Genomic DNA, 16,515 nt, shown 5'->3' with positions numbered 1-16,515 from the left:
AAGATACACATTAACAAATGGAGAAATTATTGTTACTAGGCGATGAAGCCATTGCTCAAGGCTTTATCGATGCAGGCGGCAGTGCGATAAACAGCTATCCAGGCACGCCTTCAACCCAGATTACAGATTACGTCAGAAACTCAAAGGAAGCCAAGGAACTTGGTATCAAGGCCAATTGGTGCGCTAACGAAAAGACGGCTCTTGAAGCCTCTATCGGTGTGGCTTACGCCGGCAAGCGTGCCATGACTTGCATGAAGCATGTCGGCCTGAACGTGTGCGGCGACCCATTCATGAACTCAGCCATCATCGGCACGAAGGGCTTGCTCATCGTTGTCGCCGACGACCCGAGCATGTTCTCGTCGCAGGACGAACAGGACAGCCGTTACTACGGCCACTGGGCCATGATTCCAATGCTGGAACCATCAAACCAGCAGGAAGCCTACGACATGGTTCACTTCGGCTACGAACTGAGTGAAACCCTCGGCACACCGGTGCTTTACCGCATTCCTACCCGTTTGGCTCACAGCCGTTCAGGTATTGTGCGCAAGCCGGTCCGCAAGCAGAACGAAATCAGCGAACCAGCTGATGCCAAGTCGTTTGTGCTGCTCCCAGCCAATGCAAAACGCCTTTACAGAACCTTGATCGACAAGCAGCCGAATTTCATGAAGGCTTCTGAAGAATCAGGCTACAACAAGTATTTTGAAGGCGAAAACAAGAAATTAGGTATCATCACAACGGGTATCGCTTACAACTATCTGATGGAAAACTTCGCCGATGGCAAGTGCCCTTATCCGGTTGTGAAGGTCACGCAATATCCTTTGCCATACACGATGATCAACAAGCTGTATGACGAATGTGACGAAATCCTCGTCCTCGAAGACGGTCAGCCGTTCGTTGAAGAACAGGTGAAAGGTTTCCTCGGCAAAGGCAAGAAAGTCATGGGCCGTTTGGACGAAACCATCCGCCGCGATGGCGAACTGAATGCCGAAAAGGTGGCTAAGGCTCTCGGCATGAAGGCCGCTGGCGAATACACGGTTCCTGAAGTTGTCGTCAATCGTCCTCCGGCGTTGTGCCAGGGGTGCCCTCACGTCGACAGCTACACGGCTTTGAACGCTGTCATGGCTAACCACAAGGGCGGCAAGGTGTTCGGCGATATCGGCTGCTACACTTTGGGCTTCAACATGGGTGCTATCCAGACCACCGTTTGCATGGGTGCTTCAATCACCATGGCTAAGGGTGCTTCCGAAGTCGGTATCTTCCCAGCAGTTGCAGTTATCGGTGACGGTACTTTCGGCCACAGCGGCATGACAGGCCTGCTCGACTGCGTCAACGAAAAGGCTAACGTCGTCGTCATGATTCTCGATAACGACATTACGGCTATGACAGGCGGTCAGCCTTCATCGGCCAACAACAAGTTGCGCCAGATTTGCGAAGGTTTGGGCGTTGCTCCTGAACATATTCGCGACATCAATCCGCTGCCAAAATTCCATGAAGAGAACGTGAAGATCATCGAAGAAGAAGTCAACTACAATGGCGTTTCGGTCATCATTCCTCACCGCACTTGCTTGGTGGAACTCAAAAAGCATCTGAAGAAATAATCATGTGCTTGCTGAGAAGCGAATCTTTAAATATTTAAATCTTAAATCTTTAAATAATTGAATATGAAAAAAGACATTATATTGTGTGGCGTTGGTGGCGATGGTATCGTTTCTGTCGCAAAGATTATTTCCGATGCAGCATTGAATATGGGCATGAACCTGAAACAGTCTGAAATTCACGGCATGTCACAGCGTGGCGGTTCGGTGTTCTCACATCTGAGACTCTCCGACAATGAGATTTTCGCCGATGTCATTCCTGAAGGTCAGGCCGACATCATCCTGTCGAGCGAACCGATGGAATCACTCCGTTATCTGCCTTGGCTGAATAAGGAAGGTTGGATCATCACCAACTCCGACCCATTCGTCAACATCAAGAATTATCCTGAAATGGAGAAGATTGAAGCCGAACTGAAGAAGTTCCCTCATGTGGTCTCCTTCAATGCCAACGAAATCGCCAAGCAGATTAAGGCCCGTTCAAACATGGTGCTTTTGGGCGCTACCGTTCCTTACCTCGGCATCGAACTGAGCAAGGTCGAAGAAGCCATTGCCCATATCTTCGGCAAGAAAGGCCAGGAAGTCGTCGATGTGAACATTCAGGCTGTCCGTGCCGGTTATGCACAGGCAACGGATAAGAAGTAAATGTTTTGGGATTGCCTACGGCAAGAAATCTATAAAAATCAAGTCAAAAAATCTATCAAAAATCTTTGGTTTCGAGTTAGATAGGATTGTATATAGGATAGTAAATATGGATTTTTGAATGATTTTAAATACGGATTTTGAAAGATTTAACTTGCGTTGAATGCAAAGCATTTCTTCGGCGTAGCCGATTCAAATTGTTCAAGACAAATACAAAATAATTCGTTGTTTTGACAATATAAACGCGATGTATTCGTATAATAGAGACGCGGATTCTGCGTCTCTATTATCAATTAATTAAATAAGGTGTCATGAGTCATAAGAAAATATTGTGGGGGAGGGTGTTTCTCTTCTTGGTTTTGCCGATAATCCTGATTGTTGCTGTCATTATTCTTTGCTGCCGAGCCTGTGAGCATCGTGGCGAAGAGGTGTATGTGGAGCCGGAAGAGGAAGTCGTTGCCGAACCTCAGTATTTGTATGGCATCTGCATCGATTCGATGTATGTTGAGGAAGGAAAGGTTGAATCGGGGCAGTTTCTCTCCACTTTGCTTTGCTCGAAAGGCGTTGATTCGCAAGTCGTTGAGCATATCGCCCGTGAGGAGCGCGATGTGTTCGATGTCAGCAAGATGCGTGCTGGCAACAAATATACCTTTTTAATGACGAACGACACCTTGCAAACGCCATTGTTTTGGATTTATGAAATCGATTACCGAAATACCGCAGTTTTCAGCCTGACCGATTCGCTGACGGCATGGCGCATCGAAAAGGATATTGATGTGAAAATCGAGCGCACTTCGGGAACGATTACCTCATCTTTGTGGAATGCGGTCGTCCAAAATGGCGGTGACCCAGCATTGGCTGTGAAGCTTTTCGACATTTATGCCTGGACCATTGACTTTTTCGGTATTCAGGAAGGCGATGCTTTCGATGTCGTTTATGAACGTAAGTATGTGGAAGACAAATCCATCGGCTTAGGTGAAGTCTATTTCTGCAATTTCGTTCATGTTGGCGACACCATCTGCGCGGTTGCCTTTGAGCAGAACGACAAGACGGAATATTTCAACGACAAGGGCGAAAATCTCCGCAAGGCATTCCTGAAGGCTCCGTTGAGCTACAGCCGCATCAGTTCCACTTTCAGCAACAGCCGTTTCCATCCTGTCTATAAATACTATCGTCCGCATCATGGCGTCGATTATGCCGCTCCGGCAGGCACGCCAGTCTACAGCATTGGCGATGGTGTGGTTGTTACCAAGGCCTATCAGAAAGGCGGTGCTGGCAATTATTTGAAAATCAAGCATAACGATACCTATACCACAAGTTACATGCACTTGAAGGGTTATGCCAAAGGCATTACCCAAGGCTGCCATGTGAAGCAAGGTCAATTGATTGGCTATGTGGGAAGTACGGGCGCGTCAACAGGTCCGCACTTGGATTTCCGTGTCTTTAAGAACGGCACCCCGATTGACCCATTGAAAATGGATTCGCCACCCGCCGACCCGATTCAAAGTTCAAATAGGGAACTGTTTGACAAGGTTGTCAAGTATTGGAAAGATGCTCTTGAAAATGACGGGCCGTTGGAGCCTTATCACGAGGAGGTGCCTGTCGTTGATTCCTTGCAGATGCTTATGGATTCAATACAGCAGCCCGAACATCCATAACGGGATTTTGTTGTTGTGGCAAAAAAAAGACTTTGTAAGATTTATTTTCTGATAAAAAAGAACTTTAAAAAGTCTTTTTTTTAAAGAAAAACAATCATTGAGGGTCTTTTTCTGTTTCTTCCGTTTCTTCTTCTTTCACTTCTTCGACCACGACTTTCCCTTTCTTCACCTTGATTTTCTTCTTGATACGGATTGGCGTGATGAGCAGAAGTAGGAAAATCTCCAAGGCATATTTGTACCATGGGAAGGGACCGGAAATGATGAGTTGGAAAATGATGAGCAAAATGGTGGCACTGACGAAAATGGCTTTGCCGATGCGCTTTTTGCGGAAAATCTGTATCAAGCTGAAAACCAGCAACCCGCAAAATACGAATTCACCAATCAGGATGATGAGGTCTGACGACATGCTGCCTAAATCCTTTTCGTCGCCGAGGTAATAGGAATCGAGGGAATAATGGTAGAGGCACAGGGTGATGGTCTCGTAGATGAAAAGCAGACCATAATAGGTGATAGCGAAACTCGCTGCCAGTTTCATGGCTAAGGTGAGTTCCGGCTTTAAGTTGAAAATGCGGCCGTCAGATATTTCCTTCTTGGTTGCCATTGTTGATTTGCTCTAATCGTTTGAAAAACAAATAATAAAGTAAGATGAATAAGATGGTCGACAATGAGTCGGAAGTAAATGCGGAGACGGTTTGCAAAGGATATACAAATACCGATGCGTTGATTAAAATGCAGATTTGTGAAATGGAATAGATGTGAAATCCGATCTTGTCGAGTTTGAACATCTTCAATACGCCAACAAGCGAACCAACGTAAAGGATGAAGAGGAGAAGGTAATAGGTCGGATTGATGCTAGCCGTGATGTTGAGGCTCTCCATAAAAGCATCCATCGTTTCCCCGTTCATGTTGGATAAGAAAGGTGCCATGACTTCCTCAAATTGTCCTGTCTCTATCATTTCCTTCATCATCGGCGCACCTAGGTAACCTAAGATGGCGCTGAATATCTGAAAACAGGCGTTGATGAGCGACAGAATAAGGAAAAATGTCATGCCGCCGGGCCGTTTCACGGGCTGTTGGTTGCCAATCTGGTTGTTGTCGTATGTTTCCATTTCTCTGTAGAGACGCGATTATCGCGTCTGATTGATTTATAATGCACGGGCGGTTGAGAGACGCGATGAATCCCGTCTCTACCATTCCCGCATGAAATTATTTGTTCATCAATTCGTCGAAATTCAAGGCGTATTCCTTCACGAATTTCACCGATTTGGCGATTTCGGTATACATCACCTTGTCGATTCTTACGAATTCCACATTCTTGCGGTATTCGGCGACGAACTTTTCGATGGTTTCTGACGATTTCAGAGGTCTTCTGAATTCCAGTGCCTGTGCAGCGTTGAAGAGCTCGATGGCAAGGATGCGCTCAAGGTTTTCGGCAACGCGCAAAGCCTTGGTGGCGGCATTGGCGCCCATGCTCACATGGTCTTCCTGGCCTTGTGACGACTCGATGCTGTCGACTGAAGCTGGGCAGCAGAGCTGCTTGTTCTGGCTGACGATGGAAGCGGCTGCATATTGTGGAATCATGAAGCCTGAGTTCAGACCTGGTTCTGCAACGAGGAATGAAGGCAGTTCGCGCTTGCCGCTAATCAGTTGGTAAACGCGGCGTTCGCTGATGTTGCCGAGTTCGCTCATGGCGATGGCCAAGAAATCCAAGGTGATGGCAAGAGGCTGACCATGGAAGTTGCCGGCTGAGATGACGAGGTCTTCGTCAGGGAAGATGGTCGGGTTGTCGGTGACAGCGTTGATCTCTTCGCTGAAGACGGAAGCCACATAGTCGATGGCGTCTTTCGATGCACCGTGAACCTGAGGCATGCAACGGAACGAATAAGGATCCTGAACGTGTTTCTTCTCTCTTGAGATGAGCTGGCTGCCTTTGGTGAACTCGCGGACGCGCTTTGCCGTGACAATCTGTCCGTTGTGGTGACGGATTTGATGCATCTGGTCGTAGAAAGGCTCAATTCTGCCGTCGAAGGCTTCCAGTGAAACGCAACCGATGAGGTCGGCTAAGTAACTGAGGCGGAAGGCTTTCAACAGGACGTATGTGCCGTAGCTGCTCATGAATTGTGTGCCGTTCAGCAGGGCGAGACCTTCTTTCGACTGCAGCGTGATAGGTTCCCAACCGAATTTGGCAAGAATTAGTTGTGCAGGGACGATTTCGCCTCTGTAGTGGACTTCGCCCAGACCGAGCAAAGGCAGCATGAGGTTGGCCAAAGGAGCCAAGTCGCCTGATGCACCGAGTGAACCTTGGTTGTAGACCACAGGCAGCACGTCGTTGTTGAAGAAGTCAATAAGGTGCTGTACGGTAATGACTTGCACGCCGGAATTGCCGTATGAAAGGCTCTGCACCTTGAGCAGAAGCATGAGGCGGATGATTTCTTCAGGAACCATTTCGCCGGTGCCGCAAGCGTGCGACATGACAAGGTTCTTTTGCAGTGTGCTGAGGTCTTCCTTTGAAATGCTGTGGTCGCAAAGTGAACCAAAACCTGTGGTCACGCCATAGATTGGCTTGTCCTGGTTTTCCATTTTCTTGTCCAAATAATCACGGCATTTCTGAATGCGGTTGATGGCATCTTCCGAGAGGGCGAGTTTATATCCGTTATGGAGGATTTCGTCGACTTGTTTAAATGTAAGTTCTTCTGAACTGATGTAATGTGTTTTCATATTGTATTGATTTGTAATTTGTTGTTTCTAATGATAAATGGAACTTGTCTGTTCAAAGTCATGTTGCTGTAATAAGTATTTCTGAGGATGTTTTGTTGCTTAAGACATATTTCATTTTTTGGCTTTCATAGACTTTAACATTTTTGCCTTCATTTTCCAGTATGTCAATGATGGTCTCAACACTTGGAATCCCATCTGAACGATAAGAAATAGCTAAAATGCTGTCTTTGAAGTTGTGAATAAGTTTTTCAAATGCCGTCGTGATGGTTTTCGGATTGGTCCATTCTGATGGAACGGCTTTCAAGCGTCGGTGTTTGCTTGAATAATCAATTTTTTCGCTCCAATGTTCATAATCCATCAAACCTTCTAAAAAGTGATAGAAATCAGCGTAGTTTACGCCAATGCCATTTGATGAGATATAGGGTGTGTCAACATACACGAAATCAAAGTGATTGGATATTGTGCAAGCATCTTGGTTTATGGACTGATTGTGCTTCCCGTTGGAGAATACCGCATTATTGGCTTCCTTTACGAAAGTCTTGAAATGTTCTTCAAAAGGGGTGTCCCAAGTTGCTTTGTTTCCAAAACTTCTTTCAACTTCTTGTAATCTGATATACAGATTTTTGCGGTGGAAAAGATTGTATGGACGCTTGATGATGCAGGCTTGGAACAAAGCGAAATACAAGATTGCCTGTTGGTATTTGTCCTGAATAGACCTGATGTTTGTCACGACAAAATCAAGCCAATTGTTTTCTTCATTTGTATAGTAAATATCTGAGAACGTGTCTGCTATGAATGATGGATATTGAATGTCGGAATGACGAGTCAGCACATACAGCACTACATCATCTGAAACTTTTACCGTGTCATTTTCAACGAGTGCCCGCCCAATCATAGAGTTGAATGAAAGTATGTCATTGTATGTGACACATTTCCCTTCTTTTTTCATTTTATAGGCAATGCATCCGGTGCCTCCAAAAGCATCCAAAACAGAATTGAAAGGCAGGTCTTTCACACATTCCCAAATCCAGTCGACATATTTCAACTTGCTTCCCTGATATCGTGTTGAGGGAAACATTGGGGTGATTTCTATGTCGAAAAGATTCAGTTGCTCAAACATGATCAGATGCCTTTGAAAGTCCTATATTCTTCGATGTTTTTGTAATAAGGTGCTGGCAATTGGGCTGCGTTTGCCATGTCGCTTGTCAAATAGTACATCCAATAATCATCGAAAACGCTTTCACTCAATGTTGAGAATAGTCCGTTTCCGTTGATTAAGTCTTCTATTTTTGTAACGCCACCAATGTTTTTGGTGTTGCCGCTGCCGGGCCTGTCAATGGCAATCTTATATTTTTCCTGAGCAAAGAAAACGAAGTTTTTAGCCACGGATTGAATGTTTTGCAAATCATCCAATTGATGAATTTCGCCTTCGTTTATTCCATCGCATCTCGAATAAATCAGTCCCAAGACAAAATGACCGGCATATTCAGTGTAAGGGAACATGATGTTTTTGGTGCTGTTCCTATTCCTGAAATAACCTGTAAATGCACCCAATGTCATCCCGTTGACATGTTCGGCATCTTTGCGATAAGTTGATTTTACGTCAACGGCAAATTTATTGCCTTCGTTATCAACAAATGTAATGTCGGGATAGAAATTCTGCTCACTACAGGGCTGCCATTCAAGTCCGTTCCGTGATGCAAACTCGTTGATTCTTGGAAATATCAACAACTCCATGATTTTGGAAATCACTTTCGTGTCAGCCGAAATTGTGTAAATGTTTCTTGAAACGTCAATGAAACCCTTGACAATCCAATCGCCATTGGCAGTTGAGACCGTCTCCTGCAAGGAGGCGGCTTCCTGCTGAAGGAGTTGAAGAAATTCGTCTTTTGTCATAATGGTTTAAATAATTGTTTCAACTAATTTGTTTGCTTCCACGCTTTCCTGACGGCCTTCTTTCATCCACTTCACGGTGAATTTCTGTTCGGCGACTTCCTGCTCGCCGGCAATGATGACAATCGGGATATTGCGTTGGTCGGCGTATTTCATCTGTTTTTGAATCTTGGCGGCATCGGGATAAATCTCTGCGTTGATGCCGTGCTTGCGCACTTGATTCAAGTATTTCAGACAGTATTTCTCTTCGTTCGGCCCGAAATTCAGGAAAATGGCCTTGGTGCTTTCCGACATGGTCTCGGGGAAGAGGTTGAGGCCATCGAGCACGTCGTAGATGCGGTCGGCACCGAAACTGATGCCCACGCCCGAAACGTTCGGCAGACCGAAAATGCCGGTCAGGTTGTCGTAGCGGCCACCGCCTGAGATGCTGCCCATCGGGAAATCCTTGGCTTTCACCTCGAAGATGGCGCCTGTGTAGTAATTCAAGCCGCGGGCCAAAGTGAGGTCAAGCTCGGTGTCGATGTCGAGTTCCATGTTGTCGATGTAATCGAACAGGGTCTCCAGTTCCTCAATGCCTTTCTGTCCGACTTCGTTGTCGAGCAGCGGCTTCAGCTGAGCGATCTTCTCGCGCACATCGCCTTTCATGAAGAGGATAGGCTGAAGCTTTTCGATGGCTTCGGGTTCCAGCCCCTTTTCGGCAAGTTCGGTGTTGACGGCATCAATGCCGATTTTGTCCAACTTGTCGATGGCAACCGTAATGTCGACCAGAGCATCCGATTTTCCGATGTATTCGGCAATGCCAGCCAAAATCTTGCGGTTGTTTATCTTAAGAATAACATTGATTTTCAGATTTGTGAAAACCTCGTTGACAATCTGCACCAGTTCGGCTTCGTTGAGGATGGAGTTGCTGCCGATGATGTCTACGTCGCATTGGCAGAATTCGCGGTAACGGCCTTTCTGCGGACGGTCGGCACGCCAAACGGGCTGAATCTGATAGCGCTTGAACGGGAAGGCGATTTGATCGCGGTACATGGTCACGAAGCGGGCAAAAGGCACGGTGAGGTCGTAACGCAGACCTTTTTCCGAGATTTTGCCAGCCAGTTTCAGCGATTCGAGCGGTTCGCCGTTTTGCTCGACGCCCGACATGAAATCGCCAGAGTTCAGCACGCGGAACAAAAGCTTGTCGCCTTCGTCTCCGTATTTGCCGAGCAGCGTGCTGAGGTTTTCCATCGATGGCGTTTCAATCGGCTGAAAGCCAAAACGCTTGAACACGCCTTTGATGGTGTCGAAAATATAATTGCGGCGCACCATGACTTCAGGCAGGAAGTCGCGGGTGCCTTTTGGTATGGATGGTTTTTGTGCCATAGTGATAATTTTTTGCAAAGATAGTTAATGATTGGATTTTAGAATTCCATCGGCAATTCCTTTTTTGATAATGTTTTCAATAAATTCAGTTTCGGTTGGATATTCATTTACGGAAGCACCGCCTAAAATAGTTTTGATTCCGTCAGTTGTTGTACTTCTAATTGTGTCAAAAGTCAAATTCCACTTGGTTTGGTTCCATTCTAATTTAAAAGTGCAAAAATCAATCGGGAAAAGAGAATTTGATGTTGTGACTTTTGAACAATCTGCGGCATTATTTAGGTATTCCATGGCAACATCTTGAAGGACAAACACGATTTTCCGTTTCCAGCTTTCAATGATTTTCCCTTTCTTATAAGCTTGTTGCATCATGGTCTTTGAAAATTCATTTGCCCAATTGATGCCGTATTTATAAGAATTACATTTGAATTGTCCGTTGCTAATAAATTCCTTTACAGCAGGATAGGGCGTTCCCGTTGTTCCAGCAGCCTGAATTTCTACACAAAGGAAATCCTTTATTTTGTCTTTAGCGTCAACTTCAACAGCAACGTAATCGACACTTCCTCCAACACCTATGCTTACTTCTGGAATCCATTTGACGTTTTTCCATTCGGAAAGGTACTTTTCACGAATGGTTTCAAACATGCTATCTTCTTTGAATCGTTGGGGGCAAATGATGATGGGCTTGACGTTTTTTCCTCTTGCGACTCTGGCTCCTAAAGTGCAAATGCCGACTTTGACACTTGGTTCGCTTTTTCTTGGTTTACAGCATGTGCTTTTGATGTATTTGCAATATTGTTGCCTTATTGCAAGTTTCATTTCATCGCTGGCGCAACTGCAATCGTGGCAGAATATTTCAATTGGAGTTTTCTTTAATTCCCTGTTATTCATAGTAAAAGCATGCTTGTTAAATCTTTGACTCTTTGAATGGATAAATTGATGTATTCTTCGCTAAGGTCAATTCCGATAGCTCGTCTTCCTAATTTGAGTGCGGCTGATGCGGTACTCCCTGTCCCGCAAAAAGGATCAAGGACAATCCCTTGTATTGGACAGGTGGAAAGTATTGGAATCCTTAAAAGTTCTTCCGGAAAGACGGCGCAGTGACTGTCTTTTCTCCATGTGTCCTCGGGGACAATGTCCCAAATGTCAGATGGAAGATGACCGTTTGCACCGATTTTCATGATATAGAAACCATTCCGTTCCAGTTCTTTAGCTCTTCCGCTGATTTTTGTGTTATCGCTATGCCATGCTCTTTGTGCACCTCTGATTGTCATTCGGAAATCGTTCAGTTCTCCCTTTCTGACTTGTTCTAAAGTCTCATCAAGGCATCTTGTGGCATTTTCTTTTTCTTCTTCTGTCAAAACGGTGCTTTCTGCAATGAGTTTCCTGTATTTTACACCGCTTACACCAGTTGCCGAAATGGTGTTTCCGTTGATGGTTTTAGGCTTGTGTGTTGGTAAAATCCTGATTTCTTCGGAATTATAATAATATTTCTTGGATTTGACGAAATGGAAAACATGTTCGTAAGAGTCCCTAAGACGGTCTTTGCAACTTTGTGTGCCTTTAAGCTGGTTCCAGATCACATCATTTCTTAAAATCCATCCGTTATCCATCAATGATATGGCAACCCTCCAGGGAAGACCTAAAAGGGCTTTGTCATCGTATTTGTCTCCTAAATTTAGCCAAAGAGAGCCATCATTACAAAGAACCCTTTGGGCTTCTTGAAAAATAACGGTTAGTTTTTCAATGTATTGGTTGAAATCAGGTTCGTTTCCTACTTCATTGATGTTTTCGTTATTGTCATAAACACGCATGCCCCAATATGGTGGTGACGTGATGATACAATTAACGGATTCTGAGGGCATCTCTTTCATTACAGAAAGGCAATCTCCATGAATCAACTCACAATTATCTGTCTTGAAAATGGAATCCATGTAAGCGTTTATTTTAGTTCAAAAGTCTCGCCAGGTTCTGGAATGACGATGTTTTCAAAGCCTTCCTTGCGCAGCTGGCGTTTGTAGAATTTCAGGGCGTCAGGCTCGCCGTGGACGAGGAATACCTTCTTGACTTTCTTTGGGTCTTGGCATTTCAGGTAGTTGATCATTTCGGAATAATCGCCGTGACCGCTGAAAGCATCGATGGAGTAGATGTCGGCCAAAACGCTATATTCGTTGCCGAAAATCGAAACCACATCAGGTTTTGGTTCTGCCAACAGTTTGGCACCCAAAGTTGTAGGAGCGCAATAGCCGATGGCCAGAATGGAGTTGTTCGGGCGGGCGATGCTGTTGGCGATGTGATGCTTCACGCGGCCGGCTTCCATCATGCCCGATGCGGAAATGATGATGCAAGGCTCCTTGCGTGCGTTGAGTGCCTTCGATTGGTTGACATCCCTGACGAAAGTCAGGCTGTTGAAGCCAAACGGGTCGGGGTCGTATTTGATGACATCACGGACGTTTTCGTTGAACAAATCCAAGTGCATGCGGAAGATTTCGGTAGCATTGACGGCCAGCGGGCTGTCGACAAATACTGGAATCTTTTCCGGCAGTTTGCCATCGTTGTAGAAATTGTTCAGCAAATAAACGATTTCCTGCGTGCGGCTGACGGCAAATGAAGGAATGATGAGTTTGCCGCGCTTTTCGATGCAGGTGTCGTAGATGATTTTAAGCAGTTGTTCTTCGGCATTGGTGCGGTCAGCGTGAAGACGGTTGCCGTAGGTGGCTTCGGTGATGATGTAGTCGCAATGCGGGAAGGCTTCGGGCGAACGCAGCAGGTAGTTGTATTCGCGGCCGATGTCGCCCGTGTAGCCGATGCGCGTCATGTCACCGCCTTCGTCGATTTCGATGATGGCGCAGCCGCTGCCTAACAGGTGTCCTGTGTTGTTGAATTTCACCTTAATGTTATTGTCGAGGAACACCCAACGGTTGTAGGATGTGCTGAGGAACAGCTCCATGCATGCACGGGCATCTTTCTCGGTGTAGATAGGTTGCAGGGCAGGAAGACCTTCCTTGCGGCGCTTCTTGTTGAACCATACCATATCGTTTTCCTGAATGAAACCGCTGTCGGGCAACATGATGCTGCAAAGGTCGCGGGTGGCGTCGGTGCAGACCACTTGTCCGCGGAAACCTTGTTTGTAATAATAGGGTATCAGACCGCAGTGGTCAATATGGGCGTGGGTGAGAATGATGTAATCTATTTCCTTAGGCTCGACCATCGTGTTGCGGTTCGATGCATCGGTTTCAAGGCCTTTGCCTTGGAACATGCCGCAGTCGAGCAGTATTTTCTTCCCGTGGTCGGTGATAATCAGGTGCTTGCTGCCGGTCACTTCCTGCGCTGCACCAATGAATTTGATTCTCATGGTAGAACTTAGTTTTAAACCTCCAAAAATAGTAAAAATTCTTGAATGGTCTGCAATAATCATAAAAAACGCCACCACAAATCGTGATGGCGTTTTTTCAGTGTCGGCTCAAAGCCTTAATAGTTGTAGTAATGCTGAATGCATTCATTGGTCTTCGTTATGATGAGGTCTTTCATCTCGGTGCGGTCGAAACGCTCGGCGCTCTCCGAAAGTTCTCTCAGCACCTCGAGGCTTTCACCGATTTCATCATCGTAGTATTCCTGGAATTTAGGCTTCATCTTGCCGTAGAATACCAGTTTGTCGGAGTAATTCTTGACCATCTTTTCCATGAAAGCATCACCCTTTTCATCGGCACCACAAACGTAGTACATTTCAGGGAACTGATACAGCATGACATCGAATGGGAATTTCTCGTTCGGGAAGAATTCCTGGTATTTGTCCATCACGACGACGGCTGAATCGTATTCCGCATGATTGACTAAGCTTTGTGCCAGACGAATGTAGCTCTGACGTGCAAAGGTGGCGTTGCGGACGCTCTCGCGGTCAGGCACCACACCATCCTGGTTCATGCTGCCCCATCTTGCCTTGTTGACCAGAAGGTCGTAGGCACCTTCGCGGTAAACGCCGCCGAAGCCCTTGTGGTAGTCTTCGGCTACAACAGGGATGAAGCGGTAGGAGAGACCTTCCATGTGCAAATACTTGTCGATGCCAAGCACCTTGCTCATGTCGCTGAAGCTGGTGAAGTAAATCGGGCGTTCCCAGTTGTTGGTGGCGATGAAGTCGAGCAGCATGATGGCGTTCTTGTAGATGTAACTGCCACATTTCAAGTCCCAGCTGATTTCGTCAACAATCTTGTCCTGCATGTTCTCAGGGACGATGCCATTGCGGATGCAGGCTTCCTTGTCGACGGTCAGTTTCAGTTGACGGCAAGGCACATAGTGTGTCGAACCACCGCCCTGATAATGCTTCACAGCCTTAGGATTCCGGATGAAATCGATGACTTGTTGCAATTCGACACGCTTGCCGTTGAAGAAATCTTCCTCAATGATAGGCAGACTTTCGTTGACACCGTTTTCATATTCCTTAGGACTCAATGTCAACGGCATTCGTTCCGATTCGTAAACCTTTCTGCCCATCTGATGGACATACCAATAGCCTTGTGAAAGCATGTAATTGCACACGCGGACATCGGTGCGGTAGCCTTCCACTTCCTGGACATACCAAAGCGGGAAGGTGTCGTTGTCGCCACGGGTGAAAATGACGGCATTCGGAGGCAACTGTGCAAGGTAATTCCTCGCCCAGTCTAAGGCCGAAGTCTTGCCGGAACGGTTGTGTTCTTCCCAGCCTTGCGAACCCATGACGCATGGCACGGCGAGGAAACAAACCAAGCCGACGGCCACGGTCGTCACCATTTTCTTGCTCTTGGTGGCGCGGTCGATGAGGTCGATGAGGGCAATCACGCCCATGCCAATCCAGATGCAGAAGGCATAGAACGAACCTGCGTATGAGTAGTCTCTTTCACGAGGCTGGCAAGGCACTTGGTTCAGGTAGATGACGATGGCGATGCCTGTCATGACAAAGACGAGGAAGATAATCCAGCTTTGCTTCAAATCGCGCTTGAGCAGCCAAATCAGACCGATGAGACCGAGAATCAGAGGCAGGAAGAAATAGGTGGTTCTGCCTGGATTCTGCAAACTTTCAGGCATGTCGCTCTGGTCGCCGAGGCGGGCGTTGTCGATGAAGCTGATGCCGCTCAACCAGTTGCCGTGGGTCAGTTCGCCTTGGCTTTCGATGTCGTTCTGACGGCCAACGAAATTCCACATGAAGTACCTCCAATACATCCAGTTGCACTGATAGTTGAAGAAGAACTTCAGGTTTTGTCCCATGGTCGGCTTTAGGACGGTTTCGGTTGAGCCATCGTATTTTTTCACTCTTACAGGATTACCGATGATATTGCCACGGCGGTCTTTGCGATAGTTTTCATACGTATCTATATGACGCTCGTTTTGCGTGCTCCACATACGTGGGAAAATGGTCTTCATCTCGTCGGGATAATCCGGCACAGAGTGCTTGCGGTCGTCGGTGATGACATATTTGTGCGCTTCTTTATCCTTGACATAGATTGGAGATGCATCTTTGGCATCGGAAACAGGAGCGTTGTAATAAGCGCCGTAAAGCAAGGGCCAGCTGCCGTATTGTTCACGGTTGAGGTAAGCCAGCAGCGACAGCGATTCCTTCGGCTCGTTTTCGTTGATAGGCGTGTTCGTGTTGGCGCGGATGACCAGCATGAAGAACGATGAGTAGCCAATCAAAATGAACATGAGGCAAAGGATGGCGGTGTTCCAGACCACTTTCTGACGCTTGGTGGTGTAAATCAGGCCCCAGACGATGAGTCCGATGATGAGAGCAAAATAAATGATGGTGCCCAGATTGAAAGGTGCTCCAAGCGTGTTGACGAAGAACAGTTCCATCTTGCCAGCCAGGTTGACGGTCTGAGGCACGATGAAGTTGTTGATCAGCCAAAGCAGCACCACCGAGATGAGGCCCACGCCAATGAAACGCCAGAAGGTGATCTTTTTCTTGGCTTTCTTGAAGTAAACCACATAAACGATGGCAGGGATACACAAGAGGTTAAGCAGGTGAACGCCAATGGATAAGCCAATCATGAAGGCGATGAAGATAATCCAGCGGAGGCTCTTCGGGTCGTCGGAGGATTCCTCCCATTTCAGGATGGCCCAGAAAGTGACGGCGGTGAAGAACGATGACATGGAATACACTTCGCCTTCCACGGCATTGAACCACTGCGATTCGCTGAAGCAATAGGCGACGGCGCCGACGAAACCAGCCAGCAGCACGCCAATCTTATTCACCCAAGGCGCATCTTCGCCTTCTTTCATCCAGATTTTTCGGGCCAGCATGGTGATGGTCCAGAACAAAAATGCAATGGTCAGGCCACCGCAAATGGCCGACATGCCGTTGATCATCATGGCCACTTTAGTGACATCGCCGCCCGCAAAGAGCGAGAAGAAACGGCCTAACATTTGGAAAAGAGGTGCCCCAGGAGGGTGACCCACTTGCAGTTTGTAGGCGGTCGAGATGTACTCGCCGCAATCCCACCAGCTCACCGTTGGTTCGAGCGTGAGAAAATACACGACTGTGGCAATCAAACCTGCCAGCCAGCCTGTAATGTTGTTTAACCTTTTAAAAGTCATTGCTTTATTTTATTTGTAATTGTTTGCTACAAATTGATTACTATAAAATTGCAAAAATATTGTTTTTTGGCTTAGGTTTTTCA

At 46.6% G+C, this 16,515-nt stretch carries 13 protein-coding genes; 3 read left to right on the top strand and 10 right to left on the bottom strand.

Annotated elements, in window-relative coordinates; all coding sequences use genetic code 11:
• The first annotated feature begins 17 nt into the window (after window positions 1–17).
• The 3 genes from AC06MN_RS05670 (at window position 18) to AC06MN_RS05660 (ending at window position 3,892) form a co-directional block, all read left to right on the top strand.
• On the top strand, window positions 18–1,598 hold the full coding sequence (locus AC06MN_RS05670; RefSeq protein WP_475671383.1) for a thiamine pyrophosphate-dependent enzyme: 1,581 nt from the start codon (window positions 18–20) through the stop codon (window positions 1,596–1,598).
• Between the two features lie 63 nt (window positions 1,599–1,661).
• Window positions 1,662–2,237 (top strand): indolepyruvate oxidoreductase subunit beta, encoded by a 576-nt coding sequence (locus tag AC06MN_RS05665; RefSeq protein WP_475671382.1) that lies wholly within the window; start codon window positions 1,662–1,664, stop codon window positions 2,235–2,237.
• A gap of 308 nt (window positions 2,238–2,545) precedes the next feature.
• A complete protein-coding gene (locus AC06MN_RS05660) occupies window positions 2,546–3,892 on the top strand; it encodes a peptidoglycan DD-metalloendopeptidase family protein (RefSeq protein ID WP_475671381.1) in 1,347 nt (448 codons plus the stop codon).
• Between the two features lie 94 nt (window positions 3,893–3,986).
• Here the strand turns inward: AC06MN_RS05660 and AC06MN_RS05655 are convergent, their stop codons facing one another.
• From AC06MN_RS05655 to AC06MN_RS05610, 10 genes are all read right to left on the bottom strand, one after another.
• On the bottom strand, window positions 3,987–4,493 hold the full coding sequence (locus AC06MN_RS05655; protein ID WP_475671380.1) for a hypothetical protein: 507 nt from the start codon (window positions 4,491–4,493) through the stop codon (window positions 3,987–3,989).
• On the bottom strand, window positions 4,468–5,001 hold the full coding sequence (locus AC06MN_RS05650) for a hypothetical protein (protein ID WP_475671379.1): 534 nt from the start codon (window positions 4,999–5,001) through the stop codon (window positions 4,468–4,470). The genes AC06MN_RS05655 and AC06MN_RS05650 overlap by 26 nt, the downstream gene beginning before the upstream one ends.
• Window positions 5,002–5,098: 97 nt before the next feature.
• Complete coding sequence (gene hutH, locus AC06MN_RS05645; protein WP_475671378.1) at window positions 5,099–6,610, bottom strand: histidine ammonia-lyase; 1,512 nt, start codon at window positions 6,608–6,610, stop codon at window positions 5,099–5,101.
• Between the two features lie 58 nt (window positions 6,611–6,668).
• Window positions 6,669–7,730: a DNA adenine methylase gene (locus AC06MN_RS05640; RefSeq protein ID WP_475671377.1), complete on the bottom strand. Its 1,062-nt coding sequence runs from the start codon at window positions 7,728–7,730 to the stop codon at window positions 6,669–6,671.
• A gap of 2 nt (window positions 7,731–7,732) precedes the next feature.
• Window positions 7,733–8,506: a type II restriction endonuclease gene (locus AC06MN_RS05635; protein WP_475671376.1), complete on the bottom strand. Its 774-nt coding sequence runs from the start codon at window positions 8,504–8,506 to the stop codon at window positions 7,733–7,735.
• 6 nt (window positions 8,507–8,512) lie between these two features.
• Window positions 8,513–9,868 (bottom strand): histidine--tRNA ligase, encoded by a 1,356-nt coding sequence (gene hisS / locus AC06MN_RS05630; protein ID WP_475671375.1) that lies wholly within the window; start codon window positions 9,866–9,868, stop codon window positions 8,513–8,515.
• A gap of 24 nt (window positions 9,869–9,892) precedes the next feature.
• Window positions 9,893–10,684, bottom strand: a complete 792-nt coding sequence (locus tag AC06MN_RS05625; protein ID WP_475671374.1) for a NotI family restriction endonuclease — start codon at window positions 10,682–10,684, stop codon at window positions 9,893–9,895.
• A gap of 68 nt (window positions 10,685–10,752) precedes the next feature.
• Window positions 10,753–11,799, bottom strand: coding sequence for a DNA-methyltransferase (locus AC06MN_RS05620; protein ID WP_475671373.1), 1,047 nt, complete (start codon window positions 11,797–11,799; stop codon window positions 10,753–10,755).
• A gap of 8 nt (window positions 11,800–11,807) precedes the next feature.
• Entirely contained in the window at window positions 11,808–13,220 is a 1,413-nt protein-coding gene (locus tag AC06MN_RS05615; protein WP_475671372.1) for an MBL fold metallo-hydrolase RNA specificity domain-containing protein, read from the bottom strand.
• 116 nt (window positions 13,221–13,336) lie between these two features.
• Window positions 13,337–16,432 (bottom strand): glycosyltransferase family 117 protein, encoded by a 3,096-nt coding sequence (locus AC06MN_RS05610; RefSeq protein ID WP_475671371.1) that lies wholly within the window; start codon window positions 16,430–16,432, stop codon window positions 13,337–13,339.
• Window positions 16,433–16,515: the final 83 nt, after the last annotated feature.

This window comes from Candidatus Limimorpha sp., from assembly GCF_056203535.1.
The sequence above is the reverse complement of the archived record's forward strand: the minus strand, read 5'-3'. Positions and strand labels throughout refer to the sequence as shown.

Bases quoted from the DNA above. Each gene is read 5' to 3' on its own strand.
- AC06MN_RS05670 (WP_475671383.1), top strand. From the start codon at position 18: ATGGAGAAATTATTGTTACTAGGCGATGAAGCCATTGCTCAAGGCTTT.
- AC06MN_RS05625 (WP_475671374.1), bottom strand. From the start codon at position 10,684: ATGAAACTTGCAATAAGGCAACAATATTGCAAATACATCAAAAGCACA.
- hisS (WP_475671375.1), bottom strand. From the start codon at position 9,868: ATGGCACAAAAACCATCCATACCAAAAGGCACCCGCGACTTCCTGCCT.
- AC06MN_RS05640 (WP_475671377.1), bottom strand. From the start codon at position 7,730: ATGTTTGAGCAACTGAATCTTTTCGACATAGAAATCACCCCAATGTTT.
- AC06MN_RS05650 (WP_475671379.1), bottom strand. From the start codon at position 5,001: ATGGAAACATACGACAACAACCAGATTGGCAACCAACAGCCCGTGAAA.
- AC06MN_RS05655 (WP_475671380.1), bottom strand. From the start codon at position 4,493: ATGGCAACCAAGAAGGAAATATCTGACGGCCGCATTTTCAACTTAAAG.
- AC06MN_RS05635 (WP_475671376.1), bottom strand. From the start codon at position 8,506: ATGACAAAAGACGAATTTCTTCAACTCCTTCAGCAGGAAGCCGCCTCC.
- AC06MN_RS05620 (WP_475671373.1), bottom strand. From the start codon at position 11,799: ATGGATTCCATTTTCAAGACAGATAATTGTGAGTTGATTCATGGAGAT.
- AC06MN_RS05665 (WP_475671382.1), top strand. From the start codon at position 1,662: ATGAAAAAAGACATTATATTGTGTGGCGTTGGTGGCGATGGTATCGTT.
- AC06MN_RS05660 (WP_475671381.1), top strand. From the start codon at position 2,546: ATGAGTCATAAGAAAATATTGTGGGGGAGGGTGTTTCTCTTCTTGGTT.
- AC06MN_RS05610 (WP_475671371.1), bottom strand. From the start codon at position 16,432: ATGACTTTTAAAAGGTTAAACAACATTACAGGCTGGCTGGCAGGTTTG.
- hutH (WP_475671378.1), bottom strand. From the start codon at position 6,610: ATGAAAACACATTACATCAGTTCAGAAGAACTTACATTTAAACAAGTC.
- AC06MN_RS05615 (WP_475671372.1), bottom strand. From the start codon at position 13,220: ATGAGAATCAAATTCATTGGTGCAGCGCAGGAAGTGACCGGCAGCAAG.